The organism is Gymnodinialimonas mytili (assembly GCF_037544085.1).
GTDB lineage: Bacteria > Pseudomonadota > Alphaproteobacteria > Rhodobacterales > Rhodobacteraceae > Gymnodinialimonas > Gymnodinialimonas mytili.
The window spans coordinates 53649-72068 of record NZ_JBBIFW010000002.1; the positions used below are offsets into that span (position 1 = coordinate 53649).

General features: G+C 57.7%; 16 protein-coding genes. 10 read left to right on the forward strand and 6 right to left on the reverse strand.

What is annotated here, in order from left to right; all coding sequences use genetic code 11:
* Nucleotides 1-62: 62 nt before the first annotated feature.
* From V8J82_RS09670 to V8J82_RS09705, 8 genes are all read left to right on the forward strand, one after another.
* On the forward strand, nucleotides 63-1061 hold the full coding sequence (locus V8J82_RS09670; RefSeq protein WP_339974701.1) for a Nit6803 family nitrilase: 999 nt from the start codon (nucleotides 63-65) through the stop codon (nucleotides 1059-1061).
* Entirely contained in the window at nucleotides 1051-2163 is a 1113-nt protein-coding gene (locus tag V8J82_RS09675; RefSeq protein WP_339974704.1) for an MSMEG_0568 family radical SAM protein, read from the forward strand. The genes V8J82_RS09670 and V8J82_RS09675 overlap by 11 nt, the downstream gene beginning before the upstream one ends.
* Nucleotides 2160-2684, forward strand: coding sequence for an MSMEG_0567/Sll0786 family nitrogen starvation N-acetyltransferase (locus V8J82_RS09680; RefSeq protein WP_339974706.1), 525 nt, complete (start codon nucleotides 2160-2162; stop codon nucleotides 2682-2684). Before V8J82_RS09675 ends, V8J82_RS09680 begins: the two co-directional genes overlap by 4 nt.
* Nucleotides 2681-3685: a sll0787 family AIR synthase-like protein gene (locus tag V8J82_RS09685; RefSeq protein WP_339974709.1), complete on the forward strand. Its 1005-nt coding sequence runs from the start codon at nucleotides 2681-2683 to the stop codon at nucleotides 3683-3685. The genes V8J82_RS09680 and V8J82_RS09685 overlap by 4 nt, the downstream gene beginning before the upstream one ends.
* Nucleotides 3678-3992 carry an MSMEG_0570 family nitrogen starvation response protein gene (locus V8J82_RS09690; RefSeq protein WP_339974711.1) on the forward strand — a complete coding sequence of 105 codons (315 nt, stop codon included), beginning with the start codon at nucleotides 3678-3680 and terminating at the stop codon, nucleotides 3990-3992. Before V8J82_RS09685 ends, V8J82_RS09690 begins: the two co-directional genes overlap by 8 nt.
* Nucleotides 3989-5248, forward strand: a complete 1260-nt coding sequence (locus V8J82_RS09695) for an MSMEG_0569 family flavin-dependent oxidoreductase (RefSeq protein ID WP_339974713.1) — start codon at nucleotides 3989-3991, stop codon at nucleotides 5246-5248. Before V8J82_RS09690 ends, V8J82_RS09695 begins: the two co-directional genes overlap by 4 nt.
* Nucleotides 5249-5567: 319 nt before the next feature.
* A complete protein-coding gene (locus V8J82_RS09700) occupies nucleotides 5568-6617 on the forward strand; it encodes a glycosyltransferase family protein (protein ID WP_439650052.1) in 1050 nt (349 codons plus the stop codon).
* Nucleotides 6618-6979: 362 nt separating this feature from the next.
* On the forward strand, nucleotides 6980-7690 hold the full coding sequence (locus V8J82_RS09705; RefSeq protein ID WP_339974717.1) for a sugar transferase: 711 nt from the start codon (nucleotides 6980-6982) through the stop codon (nucleotides 7688-7690).
* A gap of 198 nt (nucleotides 7691-7888) precedes the next feature.
* Here V8J82_RS09705 and V8J82_RS09710 read toward each other — a convergent pair whose 3' ends face one another.
* The gene (locus V8J82_RS09710) at nucleotides 7889-9043 is read right to left on the reverse strand and encodes a glycosyltransferase (protein ID WP_339974719.1); all 1155 of its coding nucleotides are present in this window, start codon (nucleotides 9041-9043) and stop codon (nucleotides 7889-7891) included.
* A gap of 303 nt (nucleotides 9044-9346) precedes the next feature.
* On the opposite strand from V8J82_RS09710, the gene V8J82_RS09715 reads away from it, so the two are divergent.
* Nucleotides 9347-10363 carry a glycosyltransferase family 2 protein gene (locus V8J82_RS09715; protein WP_339974721.1) on the forward strand — a complete coding sequence of 339 codons (1017 nt, stop codon included), beginning with the start codon at nucleotides 9347-9349 and terminating at the stop codon, nucleotides 10361-10363.
* On the opposite strand, the gene V8J82_RS09720 is transcribed toward V8J82_RS09715, so the two are convergent.
* A complete protein-coding gene (locus V8J82_RS09720) occupies nucleotides 10311-11267 on the reverse strand; it encodes an O-antigen ligase family protein (RefSeq protein ID WP_339974723.1) in 957 nt (318 codons plus the stop codon). The two genes, V8J82_RS09715 and V8J82_RS09720, sit on opposite strands and share 53 nt — an antisense overlap.
* Nucleotides 11268-11586: 319 nt before the next feature.
* Complete coding sequence (locus V8J82_RS09725; RefSeq protein ID WP_339974726.1) at nucleotides 11587-12384, reverse strand: family 16 glycosylhydrolase; 798 nt, start codon at nucleotides 12382-12384, stop codon at nucleotides 11587-11589.
* Between the two features lie 203 nt (nucleotides 12385-12587).
* Here V8J82_RS09725 and V8J82_RS09730 point away from each other — a divergent pair, with 203 nt between their 5' ends.
* Nucleotides 12588-13922, forward strand: coding sequence for a glycosyltransferase family 2 protein (locus V8J82_RS09730; protein WP_339974728.1), 1335 nt, complete (start codon nucleotides 12588-12590; stop codon nucleotides 13920-13922).
* Between the two features lie 337 nt (nucleotides 13923-14259).
* Here the strand turns inward: V8J82_RS09730 and V8J82_RS09735 are convergent, their stop codons facing one another.
* From V8J82_RS09735 to V8J82_RS09745, 3 genes are read right to left on the reverse strand one after another with little or no spacing between them, the layout of a single operon-like run.
* Entirely contained in the window at nucleotides 14260-16230 is a 1971-nt protein-coding gene (locus V8J82_RS09735; protein WP_339974730.1) for a hypothetical protein, read from the reverse strand.
* Nucleotides 16227-17150, reverse strand: a complete 924-nt coding sequence (locus V8J82_RS09740) for a glycosyltransferase family 2 protein (RefSeq protein ID WP_339974732.1) — start codon at nucleotides 17148-17150, stop codon at nucleotides 16227-16229. Before V8J82_RS09740 ends, V8J82_RS09735 begins: the two co-directional genes overlap by 4 nt.
* The gene (locus V8J82_RS09745) at nucleotides 17147-18157 is read right to left on the reverse strand and encodes a glycosyltransferase family 2 protein (protein WP_339974735.1); all 1011 of its coding nucleotides are present in this window, start codon (nucleotides 18155-18157) and stop codon (nucleotides 17147-17149) included. Before V8J82_RS09745 ends, V8J82_RS09740 begins: the two co-directional genes overlap by 4 nt.
* Between the last annotated feature and the right edge of the window lie 263 nt (nucleotides 18158-18420).

An 18420-nucleotide genomic window follows, 5' to 3' on the forward strand; every position in this document is an offset into this window, starting at 1 on the left:
GCTCGGGCCTGTTTCAGGTCCGGGCCACTCTTCACGCTTCGCCTATCTGAAGGATTTTGGCCATGACGAGCCCTCGTATTGTCCGTGCAGCCGCCGTGCAGATCGCGCCAGATCTGACGTCACGCGCTCGGACCCTTGCCAAGGTCAACGATGCAATGTCCGATGCCGCAGCGCAGGGCGCACAGATCGTCGTTTTCCCGGAAACGTTTGTCCCGTGGTATCCTTACTTTTCCTTTGTTCTGCCACCCATGTTGCAAGGCGCAGAGCATTTGCGCCTTTACGACGAAGCGGTCACTATTCCGTCGCCCGAGACCGATGCGATTGCGGCACTGTCGCGGGATTTGGGCTTGGTCACAGTGCTTGGCGTGAACGAGCGCGACACCGGATCGCTTTACAATACCCAACTGGTCTTCGACGCCGATGGCCAGATGCTCCTCAAGCGCCGCAAGATCACGCCCACTTATCATGAACGGATGATTTGGGGGCAGGGGGACGGTGCCGGTCTGAAGGTTGTCGAAACCGACGTCGGCCGCGTTGGCGCGTTGGCCTGCTGGGAGCACTATAATCCATTGGCGCGATACGCACTAATGACCCAACACGAAGAAATTCACGTGGCTCAGTTTCCCGGCTCATTGGTCGGGCCAATCTTTGGCGAGCAGATCGAGGTATCGATGCGGCATCACGCACTGGAATCGGGCTGCTTCGTGATCAATGCGACGGGCTGGCTGACCGAAGACCAAATCAAGTCGATCTCCGATGATCCCCAGCTGCAAAAGGGTCTGCGTGATGGATGCATGACCTGCATGATCACCCCTGAGGGGCGTCATGTCGTCCCGCCGCTCACCGAGGGTGAGGGCATCTTGATCGCTGATCTGGATATGAAACTGATCACCAAGCGCAAGCGGATGATGGATAGCGTCGGTCATTACGCGCGGCCCGAAATGCTGCATCTGGTCCATGATGCACGGCCCACGCAACCCCGCCATGCGCAGACTGCGCCAGACCCTGCTCAAGCAGAGCCGACTGATCCGCCCGCCGAGGAGACACGCCTTGTTCAATGAGACGCTGATCAACGAATTGCAAACTAAGGGCATGCGCTTGGTCGATCCCAGTGTCGGCCATGAAAGCCGCCGTGGCGGCGCTGGTCCCACGGATCACAAAGCGGTCACCATTGGCGACATGACCGTAATGATCCCGGTTCACACCGCGCCAGCCTTTGACAGCCCATACGTCGTCGAGGCGCCAGATGCGGATGGCACAGCGCTGATACGGCGCGCTGGGCAAGAGGTTGCGCGTGTGAGCTTCCCGTCAAAGCCCAAGTTTTCGGATCTGACCACTGCCGATGGCGTGCCCTTTAGCAAGATCGCGGTGTTGCACGGGCGTGACGTGCTGGCGACGACGGTGCTTCAAACCTGCATCCGATATCAAAGCCGGACCAAGACCTGTCAATTCTGCGCCATCGGTCAATCGCTCGCTGCGGGACGGACGGTTGCACACAAGACACCCACCCAATTGGCCGAAGTCGCAAAGGCAGCGGTCGAGTTGGATGGCGTCAAGCATATGGTGATGACCACGGGGACGCCGAAAGGGCCGGATCGTGGGGCCGCTGTCCTGGCCGAAAGTGCCGCCGCGATCAAAGCGGCGGTAGACCTGCCTATTCAGGCGCAATGCGAGCCACCCGAGGATGATATCTGGTTGCAACGTATGAAAGGCGCGGGCGTTGACAGTCTAGGTATGCATCTGGAGGTCGTCTCGGACGAGGTGCGTCAGCGCATCATGCCAGGCAAAGCGCAGGTCAGTGTCGAGAAATACTTTGCCTCATTCCGGGCGGCAGTGCCGATTTTCGGGCCGGGCCAGGTTTCGACGTATATTCTTGCGGGGCTCGGCGATAGCGTCGCGCAGATCCTCGATATGTCACAGCGGCTTGTCGACATCGGGGTCTATCCCTTTGTGGTGCCATTTGTCCCGGTGTCGGGTACGCCGCTGGAAAGCCATCCGTCGCCCAGTAGCGATTTCATGAATGCCATTCTTGAGCCGCTGTCGGGAATGATCATCAAGGCTGGCCTGGCAGCGACCAAGGCCAAAGCAGGCTGCGCGAAATGCGGCGCCTGTTCTGCGCTCTCCACCTACGAAAAATTTCGCATCAAGGAGTTTGCCGCATGAGCTTTCATAGTCCATTGCCGAGCTCAACAACCTATGTGGTAAAACTGGCGGATTGTGCGGCAGAGCATCAGGCCGCGAGTGCTTTGCGCCGGACGGTCTTTTGCGACGAACAAGAGCTTTTCGAGAGCGACGATCACGACGCGGTCGATGCCTATGCGACCACAATTGTTGCCTTGACCTCGGATGCTCAGGTGGTCGGCACGGTTCGCATTCATGAAGAAGCGCCGCATCTTTGGTGGGGGTCCCGCCTCGCCGTGGCGCGCCCCTATCGACGGGTTGCACAGCTTGGCGCAGCTTTGATCCGCTGCGCGGTGTCGACCGCGAATGCGCACGGATGTGATCGATTTTTGGCCCATGTGCAGATCCAAAACGAGCCACTGTTTCAAAAACTCCGTTGGGCAAGCCTGGCCTATGAGGTGCACCATGGAATCGAACATGTGAAGATGCAGGCGGATCTTGCAGCTTATCCGCCGGGGATGGATCCGTTGTCGGCCGACAAGCCACTCATGGCGGCTGAATGAGCCGGCAGCCGAATATCAACTCGGCCGAGGGCCTGCGCGCGTTTGCAAGGGATTTGGCGGGTCTGCGCGGTGTGACGGGAAAGACCGATATTGCGGCGGTCTCCGCCGGGCTGGGACTTGATCAACACGCTGTGGGTCATCCTGGCGACGATTGCGCCGCCTTGCCCGATGGCCACGGAGGATGGACGCTCTACGCCATTGAGGGCTTCATTCCCGGCTTTGTGCAGGCCGATCCATGGTTTGCGGGCTGGTGCGGGGTGATGGTGAACATTTCCGATGTACTGGCCATGGGGGGCACACCTACCGCCGTCGTCAACGCGATTTGGGCGCCCGACGCCGCATCTGCAGAGCCGGCGTTGCAAGGCATGGCCGCCGCCGCGAAGGCATATGGCGTGCCGATTGTCGGCGGGCACAGCAATCTTGGAGCTGATCAGCTGAACCTGTCTGTGTCGGTTTTGGGCCATACGCACCATCTGTTGACCAGCTTTGATGCGCGCCCTGGCGATGTGCTGATCTGTGCCATCGATCATCGCGGCGCTTATCGCCCACCTTTCGACAATTGGCAGGCCGCGCTGGAGGCGCCCCATAAACGCTTACGTGACGATGCCGCGCTTTTGCCAGACCTTGCTGCGACCGGGTGGATCAGCGCGTGCAAGGATATCAGTCAGGCGGGCATTCTTGGAACGGCCTTGATGCTGGGGGAATGCTCGGGTGTGGGGATGCGCGTGGATTTGCAGAGCATTCTACGACCGCCGGATGTCCCGTTGGATCGGTGGCTTCGCAGCTTTCCCAGCTTTGGATTTTTGCTGACAGCCAAGGCTGTGGATGCGCCGCGGATCATCGATGCCTTCGCGGGGCGAGACATTGCAGCCGCCGCGATTGGTGTTGTGACCGAAGGCAGCGCCCTCACTCTGGCCGCGCATACTCATACCGCCACCTTCTGGGACCATGCAGATACCCCTTACATGGGGCTCGCGCCGAAGGAGCTTGCCCATGCCTGAAACCCGGTTTCGCATTCGTTGGCCGGACGGTCATATCGAGCATTGTTATTCCCCATCCTCGGTTATCGCTGACCACCTTCATATTGGCGGCCGATATACGGTTGCGGATTTCATGGCGCGCGCGCGCCGTGCATTGACCCAAGCCAGCGCGCGGGTGGAGCAGATCTACGGGCGCCCATGCAGTCTCGCGCTCGCACAGGCAGAGGCGTTTGAAGATCGCTACGCCACAGCGGGTTTCGCGGACACCGCGATCGTTACCTGTCTCGACATTACACCATCTTCCAACACGGAAAGGACCGCCCAATGACCGATACATCAACTTCGATTTCCTGCGTTGTTATTGGCGGTGGTCAGGCCGGTTTGTCGGCAAGCTACTATCTTAAGCAACGCGATATCGATCACGTGGTGTTGGAGAAGCACCGGATCGCCCATGCATGGCGTGACCAGCGTTGGGACAGTTTCTGCCTTGTCACGCCAAACTGGCAATGCCGCCTTCCTGATTTTCCGTATGCCGGGCCCGATCCGCACGGCTTCATGCTGAAAGACGAGATCGTTGACTACGTGGAAGCGTTCGCGGACAGCTTCGCGCCACCGGTGATCGAAGGCGTGACCGTGACCCGTGTGTCGCGCCGATATGACGGGCGGTTTGTCATTGAGACCAGCGCGGGCCAATGGATCGCCGATGAGGTTGTGATTGCAACCGGTGACTACGACACGCCCATCATTCCGCCCTATGCCGCCAATCTCGATCCCTCGATCCAGCAGATTCAAACCACGGACTATCGCAACCCGGAGCAAATGCCAGATGGCGCTACGCTGGTCATCGGCACTGGCCAATCCGGTGTGCAGTTGATGGAGGATTTGCGCATCGCAGGGCGGGAGGTGCATCTGGCGGTCGGCCCGGCGCCTCGGTCGCCACGTATGTATCGCGGACGCGATGCCACCGATTGGCTGTTTGATATGGGGCATTACGATCTGACGGTCGACAACCATCCGCTGGGTATAGAAGCGCGCGCGAAGACCAATCACTATATGACCGGGCGCGATGGCGGGCATGAGATTGATCTACGCCAATTCGCCTGCGATGGCGTCCAGCTTTACGGCAGCCTCGCGGGGTTTGGTGGAACGACCGCACAATTCTTGCCAGATCTGGAGACAAACCTGGATGATGCCGATGCCAGTTATTGCAACATACGGGCAACGATCGACGCCTATATCGAACAGCATGGCATAGATGCACCAGAAGACCCCGCGTTTGAAAAGGTCTGGCGGCCACAGCGCGAAGTCACGCAAATCGATCTTGCGGAACGTGGCATCACGTCGGTTCTGTGGTGCATCGGGTTCCGGCCAGACTACACTTGGATCGATCTGGATGTCTTCGATAGCCAGGGGCGCCCGGTCTTTCACCGTGGTGTGTGTGATGTGCCTGGCGTCTATTTTCTAGGCCTGGGTTGGCTAAATACCTGGGGCTCTGGCCGGTTTCTGGGGGTCGCCGAAGATGCGCGGTTCTTGGTGGATTGCATTTCAGCGCGCCACAGCCAAGGCGAACGTTTGGTTTCTTAGCATTTGCGGTCTTTGTGGGCGCCAACGTTTTTTGAACTTGCCGCTTATGCGAGCATGCCGCCCAATATTGGGTGCGGTTGAGCCAAGCCGCGCCACCTTTGCGCGGTCTTCTGAGCGGTGATCCGCGCAACCGGTTAGGGCAGGCTTGCGGTGCGATGCGTCATTGTTCCTAACGTGCGGCACACCAGCCGGAGAGCATCCTGTGGGCCAAGTCACCTTCTTTGCATACGATCTTGCCGAAGCCTCTCAGATCCGCCGTATCGAAAGCGTGCGATGGCTTGGTCACGACGTCAGATCAGTTTCGTTCCGGCGTCGTAACATGAACCTCAATTTTGAGCCTGCTTGGCCAAATCTCAAGCTCGGCCAGACGACAAACCAGAATTTCTTAAAGCGCCTCGGGCAGTTGGGGCGCGCCGTGCTGCGATGCTGGCGCGAACGGCAGTTTCTGGATGACAGTGACGTATGGATCGCTCGGAATTTTGATATGCTGGCTATGGCCTGGGCGGTGCGCGCGCTGACGCAGCGCAAAGATGTGCGATTGGTCTATGAATGTCTGGATATCCACGGGCTGTTCACGCGCCCTGACATGATTGGCCGGTTGATGCGCTGGCTGGAACGGCGTCTTCTATCGCGAACTGCGCTTCTCGTCGTGTCGTCGCCAGGCTTCTTGCGGGCCTATTTTGGACCGATTCAAGGCTATGATGGACCTGTCTCGTTGGTTGAGAACAAGATATGGCAGCAGGAAGGGTCTTCTCAGCGTCCCAGTGCGCCGCGACAGGCTGCGGTGGATGGCCCACTGGTCCTGGGCTGGGTCGGTTCGCTGCGTTGTCAGACAAGCTTGGATCTTTTGGCCGCCGCGGCCCTCCACCTTGGGCCAAAGCTGCAAGTGGTATTTCACGGCAACGTGCATCACCATGCGGTTGAGAATTTTGATGCAATCGTCGCTGCGCATGACAACATCACACACGCTGGACCTTACAAATACCCCGATGATCTGGGCCCGATCTATGCATCCTGTGATTTGGTATGGAGCCAGGATCTATGGCAGCGCGGCGCGAATAGTGATTGGCTGCTGCCCAACCGGATCTACGAGGCTGGATTTCACGCCTGCCCTTCGATCGCGGTAGCTGGCACCGAAACCGGACGCCGGATCGCCGAAGAACGGATGGGTTTTGTCATAGATGAGCCATCAGTTGGATTGTTAACGGAATTGTTGACCTCCTTGACGCCCGCCGCCATCGCCGAGGCATCGCGTCGGCTTTTGGAAATGCCGGAAAGCAAGTTCCGCATGTTCCCAGAAGAACTCGAGTCGTTGCTTGCGCCGGTCTTGCCGCCGGAAGCCAGAGATTTGGTGGACGCCGCGGAGTAACCTGGGCCGCTGCGTTGCCGAATTCGTTTCTAATGAAAGATTCGGAACGCTGCGTTTTGAAACCATCCAATTTATGTGCAGGTTCGCCTGATTTAAGGCAATTTTGATTGATGATCTTGTGAAAGAGATATAGTGAATTAACCACAACATATTGCATTTTGGTGTTCGCGTATATCTACATGCTGTGCTTCACATTGTCAGTAACGTTTGGATCGAGTGGATTGTCGCTGATCGCGCCGATCGCGCTCGGCAGATAGATGCCGCAGCACAGCGTCAATTCGAGAAAATGCTGCACTTGCGAGACGGCCTCTGTCAGTAGTTACAACGACGCGCTCAAACTGGAGACTTTCGCAATGACGATGATGGACACGCCTCGAGGCGAGATCGAAGTTCGGCAGCATGCTGTGATCGCCGGTTTGGAAAAGCCATCAGGCGCGATCACTTGGCCCCCGGCGTTTGCCGTTGGTGGTGTTGCGAAACGCTGCCTGGATTTTTCAATGGCGTTGTTCGCGTTGTTGGTTTTGTCGCCACTTCTTCTGTTCGTCATTCTCGCAATCAAGCTGACAAGTCCCGGCCCCGTGTTCTTTGGGCATGAACGCGTTGGATTTGGCCGCAACACGTTCAAATGCTGGAAATTCCGGACAATGTGTGTGGATGCCGACCGCGTTCTGTCTGAGTGCTTGGCGTCAAATCCTGAATTGCGCGCGGAATGGGATGCAACGCAAAAGCTGAAAGATGACCCGCGGGTGACGCGTCTGGGGCGCGTCTTGCGTGAATACAGCGTCGATGAACTGCCTCAGCTATTCAATGTCCTTCTGGGTGATATGAGCTTTGTCGGTCCGCGCCCTGTGGTGGATGCGGAATTGGTCCGGTTCGGGGACAGCGCACCACTCTATCTATCTGCCCGGCCTGGCATAACGGGCCTTTGGCAGATTAGCGGGCGCAGCGACACCTCTTATTCAGAACGTGTCCAGTTGGATGCGCAATACGTAACCCGGTGGAGCCTCTGGCAGGATGTTATGATTGTGCTCAAAACCGTGCCAGTCGTACTGGGTGCACGCGGATCCTACTAAAAGGCCGCCTTAGATAGCCCTGAAGTATGTGTCTTCCTTGAACGTAAAGCGTATCGGTGCAGACATCTCTTAGACGCCATGGCAACCAGCCGAGGCTCTTATTGTTAGTCTTTCACTGTCCTAGATGTAAGCCCGGAATACCGCTCTCCGCCTGAATGTAAGGGACATTTCAACGCGCTACTGGTGGTGTTTGTGTGTTCAGATCCCGCGCCGGTGCCGATCAATGGCCCGGCGCAATACAGTCATAAAGGTTTGAAACTGTAGCTCTGGGTTCACTTCAGAGCGGCGCGCATAGATCCGCGCAGCATCTGACAGCAGCCTGTAGTGATGCGGATCGTCCCAAAGGCGGCGAACCTCAGCGACCCAATCGTCAATCGGTGCCGTGTAATCCAGCGCGATACCGCCCGGGCCGATGGCCTCAGGCAGGCCGCCACTGGTTGACCCAACTACAGGTATTCCGCTGCAATGGGCTTCAGACGCGATCCGGCCCCAAGCCTCTGCCCATTTGCTTGGCGCGAGTACGATGCGCGTGCGCCCGTAGATGGTGCGGATATCGTCGGTGCGGTGTTCGAAGCGGATATTGGGGTAAGGGCGGATCGCCTCGCCGAGCGACTTGAGATCAGAGGGCGACAATAACCAGCTTTCCACAAACAAGAACGGGATGTCGGGGCAGCGCGCTGCAATCTCGATGGCGCGTTCAACACCCTTTTCCGCGACCGGGTTCACAAATGTCACGAAGTCCCCCGACGTCGGGCCCTCATATTTCTCACGATTGATCGTGGGGGGGATCACGGTCGCCGCGATGCCGAACGCCTCCTGATAGGTACGCGCAGTGAATTCCGAATTGGCAATGAATTCGGCGTGCCTAAGCGCGGAAAGATCGCCACCAAGCTCGTTAAATTCAACATTCCTCAGATAGATGACAAGCGGTACGTCACGGTCCCGGAAGGCTTGGGCGATAGGTACAGTGCCATGGCATTGCACAATGGCCACGTCGGGTGCGGTTTGATCGACCAGATTGCTGACGGTTTCTTCCGGAAACCACGCGCGATTGACGGGGTAGCCTGACTTCATGTCCCGGGCAAATGGCTTGCCGGATATTTTTAGCCGCGTCCGCGCTATCAGTCCAAACAGACCTTTCCCATATAGCGGTGCCAGAACGCTGGGATTGTGACCCTCTTCGACCATCCGTGTCGCCAGATCGTGGGTGCTGCTTTGCACGCCCCCACTATCCTCTGGCGGAAACCCGTTGCCGCCCGCGAACACCGCATTGATGGGAGGCTGCCCGTCCTTCGCCATTCGGATCGGGGATAGCGGGAAAGGCTGGTGGTCCATCTTGACGTTTTGGTTCATTGCAAGGCGCCTTTGCCCAAGCGCACGCGCTTTGCGCTCGCCCCGATGCGTCGCAGATCACGTTTGATTTCAGTTCGGGATTCGTACACGGTCATGCCTTTGATTATCGCAGATTTTTTCAAGATCCGACGGCGTAATATTATCCCTTGCGCTGTACCATCAGAGGTATGGGCGATGCCCCGCCGACAAAGCGGAGTGTTTTCGCCGATGCTGTCTGGGTTGCCTCAATATCGGGCGCGAATGAAACCTGGTCTTCCCCTAAAATAACGCGAAACGGGTTTGATCATGATGGAGATCGTGCAAATGCACAAAGACGGCGCCAGCGTTTGCGTGATCATCGCAGCTTACAATTCCGCAGCTACGATTGGTGCCGCGGTCACCTCGGCGCTGATGCAGGCAGAGGTTGCTGAGGTTGTCGTGGTTGACGATGCTTCCGCTGATGGAACCGCGGCAGCTGCGGCGCAAGCCGCCTCGGGGGACGCGCGGCTCAGCATCCTGCGATTGTCGGAAAACCATGGGCCGGCCGCCGCGCGGAACATGGCAATCGCGCAATCAACCGCACCCTTTATCGCGATCCTGGATGCTGACGATTGCTATCTTGATGGTCGGTTCCGTCATATGCTGCAAGAAGAGGATTGGGATCTGATCGCCGACAACATCGTCTTCGTGCCCGAAGACGATCATGGTTCTTTGCGTCTACCGAAGGCGGTCGGCGCAGCCGTCGCCACCTCGTCTTTGAACTTGGCTGACTTTGTGGCTGGAAACCTGTCGCGCAGTGGGGCGCAGCGCGGCGAGTTGGGCTTTTTGAAACCGGTGATGCGACGCGAGTTTCTGACGGCGCATGGCCTTCGCTACGATCCAGATTTGCGGCTGGGTGAGGACTACGACCTGTATGTACGGGCGCTGCTTCATGGGGCACGGTTCCGGGTGTCGCGAAATGTGGGATATGCTGCGCGTGTGCGGTCCAATTCGCTCAGCTCGTCGCATCGCACCACAGATCTGCACGCGCTTTTGCAGGCGGCCGAACGCCACATCGGTTTGGTGGCGGCCTCCGACCCGGCAAAACCTGCGATGGTGCACCATCGCCGTCAATTGCGTGCGCGTTACTTGTTGCGAGCGTTTTTGGATCGAAAGGCCGAAGCCGGGTTGTTGGGCGCCGCGCGATTTGCCTTGATGCCGCCGACAAATATGCCGCCGATTGTAAAAGGCGTGATGTCAGACAAGTTGGCCGCGATGCGACCGCGACGTGATCAATCGCCGAGCCCGGTTAAGCGCTATTTGATGCCGCCCGTACAAATCGAGCCACAGACCGAGCCCTAGGCGGCCTTTGCACCTTCGTTTGACGCGTTGTGGTGAGCACAATGGCTGACACCATGATGCTGCTGGCCAAGCTCAATTGGAAATAGATATGTGTGTCGATTGGCGTCATGGAGACGATCATCGCGACCAACGAAAGCAATGTTGCCGAGGCTCTGTCGCGGTTGGCCAGCGCGTGTCTTGCCGTCATAAAAACGGCTGAGCCAATCATAAGCGATTGGATCGCAACACCGATGATGCCGATTTCCACGGCATTCGAAAGATAAGTGTTGTGAAAGCTAAAGCCGCTTTGGTTTTCGATGCCAAACTGCCGCCAGATTGCTTCGGCAATTGGATTTCCCGGAACCCAAAAGGCTTGGTATCCGATGCCAAGTAGGGGGCGCTGCGCGATGAGCTCAGACGCGATCGCCCATAATTCTGTCCGTCCGGTGAGGGTAAGATCCTTGCCCGTTAAGTCCAGGATAAGGTCGACCAATGCGTCAAGATTTGCCACGGCCAGCAAAACGAAGAGTGTCGTCAGGACCGTCATCACAATGGCCGAGGTGATCCGTACGATGGGCGGCAATGGTCGCAGGATCTGCACCGCGCCCAAAACGCCGAACCCGACAGCTAACGCGATCAGCGCACTGACGGATTGAGCCAGCACCACGGCAGCCAGGGCGGTCACCAAACCCAGAAGAGCAACCAATGTCTGTCGGCGACGCCAATGTCTTAGATTGATGTTCCCCATAGCGAGCAAGGCGAGGAAGGCTGCTGCCATGCCCATCGCGTTTTTACTGCCGTAAAAGCCTACCAGTGCACCGGTATCGCTGCGATAATGCCCGATAAGGACGCTTGCCGTGACGACAATCAACAGGGTTGTCATCATGGTTGTAAGATAGATCGAAAGTGATATGCGCCGCGCCAAAACGATTGCAATCGCAAGGGTGATTGCCAATTGTAGGCCAAAGCGCATCGAGCTTGATGGAACATCCGACCACAGAATGCTCAGCAGACAGAAGGCGGGTAGCACGAGCAGTGCCTTGAACTCCACTAGGTCCGAAATGGCCGCTTTCGGGCGCAAGGCGATCAAAGACAAGCCCGCCAACAGGAACAAAAGCGCGGCGAGACTGCCAAGCATTGGTATCGCGATCAGCGACACCAATGCAGTCGTGCCGAGGCAAACATCAACATTGATGCCTTGGCCGCTGAAGCGGCCAAACCCTGTGGATTGGACGCTCATCTCGCTACAGCTGACATAGGACCGATTCCGGGAAGGCACAGTCGCCGCCAATGGGTGTGAAGGCGATCCAGTCGACCTCAAGGTCCATTGGAACAGCGGCGGGGTCGAATGGCCCCATCCAGTCGATAAAGGTCTCACTGCCCCAAAGGCTTGCATAGATTTTCTGGTTGTTCGCTGGGCGCGGAACGCCATCTTCGGTGCGATGGACTTCGGTGCCATTCACATACCAGCGGATCCCATCGCTCGACCATGTGAAGGCGTAGTGAATAAAACCGTCGTCGGAGGCCTGCGGCAGGCTTGCGACGCTGCCGTTCTCCGGCGCGCCGCTGACATATGTGTTGAACGTGACCTCATCGGTGTTCTGAAGCAGGACTTCGACGTCAATTTCATCATGGGGCTGGTCATGGACGGGGCCGATGTAGGTGAAGAACGCAGCGTTAAAGCCCGATCCGCTCATCGTGCGCATGCTGACTTCGTAGGTGCCGTAGCCGAACTCCTCGCGGGTTTGAATTTCGCCACAGAGATATCCTTCGGACGGAGTGTCGGCCTCGAAATAGCTGAGCACAAGGTTCCCGTTTTCGACGCTCACCGCATCGCTAGACCATGTACAATTCATCCAATCGCCATTGGACCATCCGTCTGAAATAAACCAACGATCAGTGTCAAAGCTGTCGAAGGTTTCCAGAAAGGCCGCCCCATTTTGCGCTGCGGCAGGTGCGGCGCCGAGCATGGCACTTACCACCAACCACGGAATGGCGAAGCGAGCAGGTGTTTGGGCCGAAGCGGCTTTATATTTCAACATATTACAATGATGCCTGAGAATGCTGCGTTGCGACAAAAATCCTCTGGATTGGCCCCAAATCGGCGGTTCGTCGCCCGGCCTTTGCGGCATTGCAGAACATCTTGGAAACGCTGCACAAGCGGAGCATGGTCTTTGCGATAGCGGACGAAATAATAGCGTTCGATAGGCGGGCCTACTCGCCACGACAGAGGAGATAGGCTTGAATGACACACGCGGAGACCAAGCCTGCCGCAGCCCCGATCGTGTCTGTTATCATGGCATTTCACAATGCAGGGCCTTACCTGGAAGAGGCGATGGCCTCTGTTCTGAATCAAAGCTTGTCCGACATCGAACTGATCCTGTCCGACGATGCCTCAACCGATGGCAGTCTTGCCGTGGCCGAACGGGCGGCGGCGCGTGATAGACGGGTGCGTGTCGTCACATCGCAAATGACGGGCGGACCTGCGGCGGCGCGCAACCGGGCTTTGGACGTCGCCCGTGGAGAGTGGATCGCCATTGTTGATGCAGATGATTTGTTGCACCCGGCGCGTCTGGAACGCTTGATCGAACAAGCGCGGGTTTTGAACGTCGATATCGTGGCGGATGACCTGATCCATTTCGGTGGCGAAAGCGGAAAATCCGTGCTTGGGATCCTGGCCTTGATGCGGGTCTGGCTACCCAGCCCCGAAGATCTTATGCGCGCCGAAAGCGGCTGGCCACCTGTTCCTGTCGGCTATCTCAAGCCTATTCTGCGGCGAGAGGTGTTGGGAGAGATGCGGTACCGATCCTATCTGCGGGTCGGCGAAGATTTTGACCTGCTTCTGCGCGTTTGCCTGGCCGGGGCACGGTTGGCGGTGGTGCCGGATGCCTACTACCTTTATCGCCGCCATTCAGGCTCGATTTCCTACAGGCTGTCCGATGAGAGTGCCGCGCAGATGCTCAGAGCATTGGACGAACTGGAAGCTGAGATCAGTCCCGTATTTCAACGTATGCCAGCTTACATCGAAAGTCGTCGGCGGGATCTGCGGCTGAAACATCACTTTGCCAAACTTGTCGTGTTGCTGAAATCGCGCTCGATCAGCAAAGCCCTTGCGCTGTCTTTGAAACATCCCGGAACCCTAAGCTTGCTGGCCCGTGCGGCGTTCCAAAGCCTAACCCGGCGCATCGCAACAGCGAGCACGCCTGAACCGAAGCCACATCTGCTTCTGACCGGTGAAAATTCATCTGAGAGCGGAGACGCGACTTGGGTGAGAGTCGCCGTTCCGGAAGATCCGTTGAGCTGGACGGCATCGATTGCAATACGCGTCACAGCGCTGGCGAGTAAGGGCAACGCACGCTTACGTGTTGTCGGACGCCCCGGACTGGAGGCGTTGGGATTTGTACCGGGCTGGACCGATGCCGAATTGGTTCCACCCCCAGATGGCTGGACGCAGCAAGAGGCTCATTTGATCGCGTCGTTTCCGTGGCCGACCCGTCCTGTGCAGGATCCGATCTTAACCGCGCGGTCCGCTACGACCGTCGCGGGTCGCGGTGACCGGTTCACCACCGACCCCGTTTGAGGCGGTGCTTTTGATGTGGGTTGAAGGCTCAGACCCAGTGCTCGGCCTCATCCGTGACACTATCAGGATCCAAATCACATAAGCCAATTGCAAGGCGATCAGGACAGCCGCTATGCGTAGAAAAACTGTCCATCCATCGTGACCTTGCAACGCGGTCCAGATCCCGAAGGCTGTAGCGACGAGCACGTTTACTAGGAAGAATACAACAATACGCATAGATCACACATGGCCAGGGCAGCGGCGATTGCAATGATCCTAAGGCCTTTTTGCGCGTCGCGAAAGCGTGGCAATCCTTACCTTCGGTAGAATCTTATGCAAAATGGACCTAAACACTGCCCTATGCGGGGGCTAATCCGGTTGCTGACATCGGCACGCCATAGCGTGGCAATTGTCGCAATTGCGTATCGCAAAGCACCACTCCAAAAACGCGCCGTCGCAATTCGGGTTCGTTTTGTAGATATTCCCGCATGACTTTTCGCGGCGTTCGGCCCCAACGTGCGCACAAGATCAGATGATCGGCGGGATGTGCGAGGCTTTTGGTCTCGGGAAAAATATCCACGGGCGGTAGGTTTATGAAAATGTAGTCGAAGTTTGGCCGCAACATTTGGAACAAGTCTTGCAAATGATCCAGTGATGGAGGCGCCTGTGTCGCGGACGATCCTACCGGCAAAAACAGCATATCACTCATCTCAACGCGTCGTAGAGCCGTGTCGAGGGAGGCCGTGCCTTGAAGCAGGCCTTGTAGGCCCGGGTTATTTGCGGCGCCGAATGCCTTGGACAGCTGGGCTTTGTGGAAATCGCAATCGACCAGAAGGCTGCGTTTACCCGTGCGTGCTGCGAGATTTGCAAGATTTGCGGCCAGACCATTGGCGCCACTATCGGTACCAAGGCCACCAAACGCCAATATCCTACCGTCGCGATGGGCGATTTCGGTTTCAAGCGTGCTGAAAATCCGCCGGATCGCGCGATCTGGAGCGGATCCTGGCGACGCGTTCGAAACCATGTATTCGCGCGGCGCGACGTATGGCGCGGCCTCGACGGGCTGAAGGTATGTTGCTTGATCCTGCGGCTCTAGACCGGGATCATTTGGGTCATCCAGACGCTCCACATCCGTTCTAGCCGAAGCGAATTGTACAGTGGGTTCACGGCGGGGCGGGGTAGGAGTGGGCGCGGATGTGCGTTTCAGACGGCCCAGCTTTCGACGCTGGATGCGTGGCACGTAGCCCAAGAAAGACAGGTTTAGAAAACGGGTCACGTCATTGCCGTTGCGGAACCCCAACTCTCGCGCTTCGCGCAAGATCGCCAAAGCGAGACCGATAAAGACACCAAACACCATCCCGATCCCCAAAATCACCCAGGCTTTGGGCTCTGCGGGACTGCGCGGCGGCAGCGCTTCAGATAAAATACGACCGCTTTGAACCGGGAATGTCCCTTCGAGTGAGATTTGCTGGTATCGAGATTGAAACGTCGTCAGCAATTCGTTGAGTGCATCGACCCGGGCGGTACGCTCGCGCAGTCCCTGCTGATCAAACGCGCCGTGCTCTTGCCGAAAAGCGGCAACATCGGCAGCCGCTTCCAGCGCTTCCTGGCGCAGTTGCTCGACCTGTTCGCGCATCCAGCCCGCCGTTCGATCGGAGGCTTCGATATTGGCTTGCGTGCCGTCGATCATATACGCCTCGGCATAGGCATTCACGATTTCTGTCGCGAGCGCTGGGTCATGGGAGGAGTGGCTGATTTCGACCACGAAGCTGCGCCCAACGCGTCTGAATGAGGTGCGATTTCGCAACCTTTGGGCAGTTTCCATAATCGCGCGCTGCTCCGCAGCTTCTGCCGAGACCTCATTTGTCGGTCCAGATGGGGTCGAACGGCTGGGCAGCAAAGACCGAACGAAAGATCTAGCGGCTCTGATTTGTGTCCCCAGAAATGACGAGGGCGTTTCGCCGAAGCTTTCGTTTTCAGTCAGATCCAAAAGGCCCACGACCTGAACAGCCAGTTGCTGCGATTGCAAGATCTGGATCTGGTTCGTGATGCTGGTTTCGCTGCGCGAGCTTGGGATCACGGCGGCGATCTCCTGCTCCAGTTCGATCTGGCGCTCTTCAATAAGAAGCGTCGAGGCGGCTGTAAATTCGCGCGGGCTGGTCGCGTAATGTGCCGCCCCTGCCAGTAGTCCCAAAAATCCCCAAAACGCGATGCGCCACATCTGACGGCGCGCTGCCAAGACCAATTCCACAAGGTCGTTATGCTCAGGGCTTTGCGGGGTTGCAGGTCCGTATTCCAAGCGTTCAACAGGGGTGATGCGCTGTTTCATGCGCTGCGGCCCTCCTGCGGGTCAGGTGTTCCGTAGAGGCTCAGATGCGATTGACCCACCAGACCAGCAATCACACCAGCATGCAGACATCCGCGTAAGACAGACATGTTGCGCATCCGGGCATGGGGCAATGTGAGAAGTGCCGCCATGCCGCAATAGATGAGTTTCGCCGCCGCCAAAGGCAGTGATGTCCAACGGCTGCGGCCCTTGCGGCTGAGTAGGATATGGGCGTGGGTCTGGCCCATGCGATATCGTCGTCGTGCCAACCAGTCGAAGGCCAGACGTCCTGGCGTGACGGGCTCGCGCACGATGGCATCGGGCGCATAGGCGATGTGACCGCCTTGGGCATGGATGACGGTAAAGAAATCGGTGTCTTCCCCGCCACTTCGACCAAGCGAGAGATCAAACCGCAGATCAGCCATCGCCTTGCGTCGGCGGTCGATCAACACGTTACAGGTGTATCCTGTACGGATTTCGCCCTCGACCCAAACCGGCTTTATTGCGTGGATGCCGGATTGCGGCATCCAGTTCGGGGCACCATCGGGATAGATTGGCTCTACCGGGCCGAGCACAACCTCGGACTTGTTTGCTAGATGCATGGCATGCAGACGCTCCAGCCAATCGGGATCGGCTGTTGTGTCGTCGTCCAGAAACGCCAAGCCGTCCGCTTCGGAGGCATCGAGCGCCGCATTTCGCGCTATGGAGATGTTGCGCCCTGGGCGGTGCAAATAGCGCACCGGATGCGGCAAGGTTTGGGCTGCGGCTTCGACGCGGCCCTTCGCGCTGGGCGTATCATCGTTGTCGATGACAATAACACCCAATCTGACGCTTTTCGGCACATGTAAGTCCGCCAGAGAATGTAGGGCGTCAACAACGCTGTCTCGCTGGAACGTGCAGATGCATATGTCGATCGTATTCATCCTGCCACGGCCTTTCGAGAGGTCATGCCGCTGCGCGCCACCATCGTCCAAAACCCTGTGGACCAAGCGAAGTGCATCAGCATGGCGATTGGTCCGGCAAGCAAGAGCGCTAGTGATCTGTTGCTGAATGCAAGTTTCACGCCAGCCATGCAGGCGGCGGCGCTCCAGACCAATACGGGCAATATGAACAACCAGTGCAATGGCGCCAAGGCTGCAAGGGCGACCAGCGGGGCGATCAAGATCACGATGGCTTGCCGGAGTTTTGGCCAAGTGCCGTGTTTGAGTTGGTTTCGCGCGCGCCCACGCCCATAATTGTAGTATTGCCGGGCCAGAGAGGACAAATCGCGTCGCGGGAAATATGTAACCTCAGTGCGATTTGTGAGCCAGATCCGGTGCCCAGCCTCGACCAGACGATGGTCAAGTTCGGCATCCTCATTGTGGGAGAATGTCGGATCGTATCCACCCACCGATTGAAACGCATCCATGCGCATCAGCGCATGGTGACCATGTTCTACGAATTGTCCGCTGCCCCGCTGTCGATGTTTTGACCCGCCATTGCCGAGCTTGGAATTTTGAGTGGCCGCGTTGATCCGCTGCAAAAGATGATCGCCGCTCGCAACCATGCCCACAACGATTGAAGCTGCGCCGGTGGCTTCCGCCTCTTCTAGAAGGGTGGAGATGTATCCATCAGGATAGGCGCCATGGGCATCGATCCGGATCAGGTCTGTAAATCCGCCGCCATAGGCGGCCACGGCCTCATTGATGCCGGAGCTTTGAAGGCGCGCGGCGTTGTGCATCAGGGTAATAGAAGGGTGCTGCCGCTCAAGTTCGGCCGCGATCTCGACCGTGCCATCGTCGCTACCGCCATCGGCGATAATGACTCGTCCTCCAAATGGTGCCACTTCGGCAACCATTTGCTGGGCGAGGCCTTCGATATGCTGCGCCTCGTTGAGGCAGGGAATCACAATAATAGGCACCCGTTGGGGGCCCACGGCATCTGAGCGCATCTGTACCGTTCCTTTCGAAACACCAGCCTGAGGAGCAGCGGTGTTGAGCTGTGATCTCTATCGTTTCCCGCTCGCTACGCTGCGGCATTCTGCAGTTGCAAACAATCACGCTGAGTGGGAGTGGAAGGGATCGGCAGTTCAGCGCTCGGATTGGGTGAAAATGCGCCTATCCAGACGGCGAATGTAGAATTTTTTAGCGCAAGCGGTCTGTTGGCCGGTGCGGCAAAGGTAGAAAACGCATGAGAAGCTCTTCTGGTAGAAGT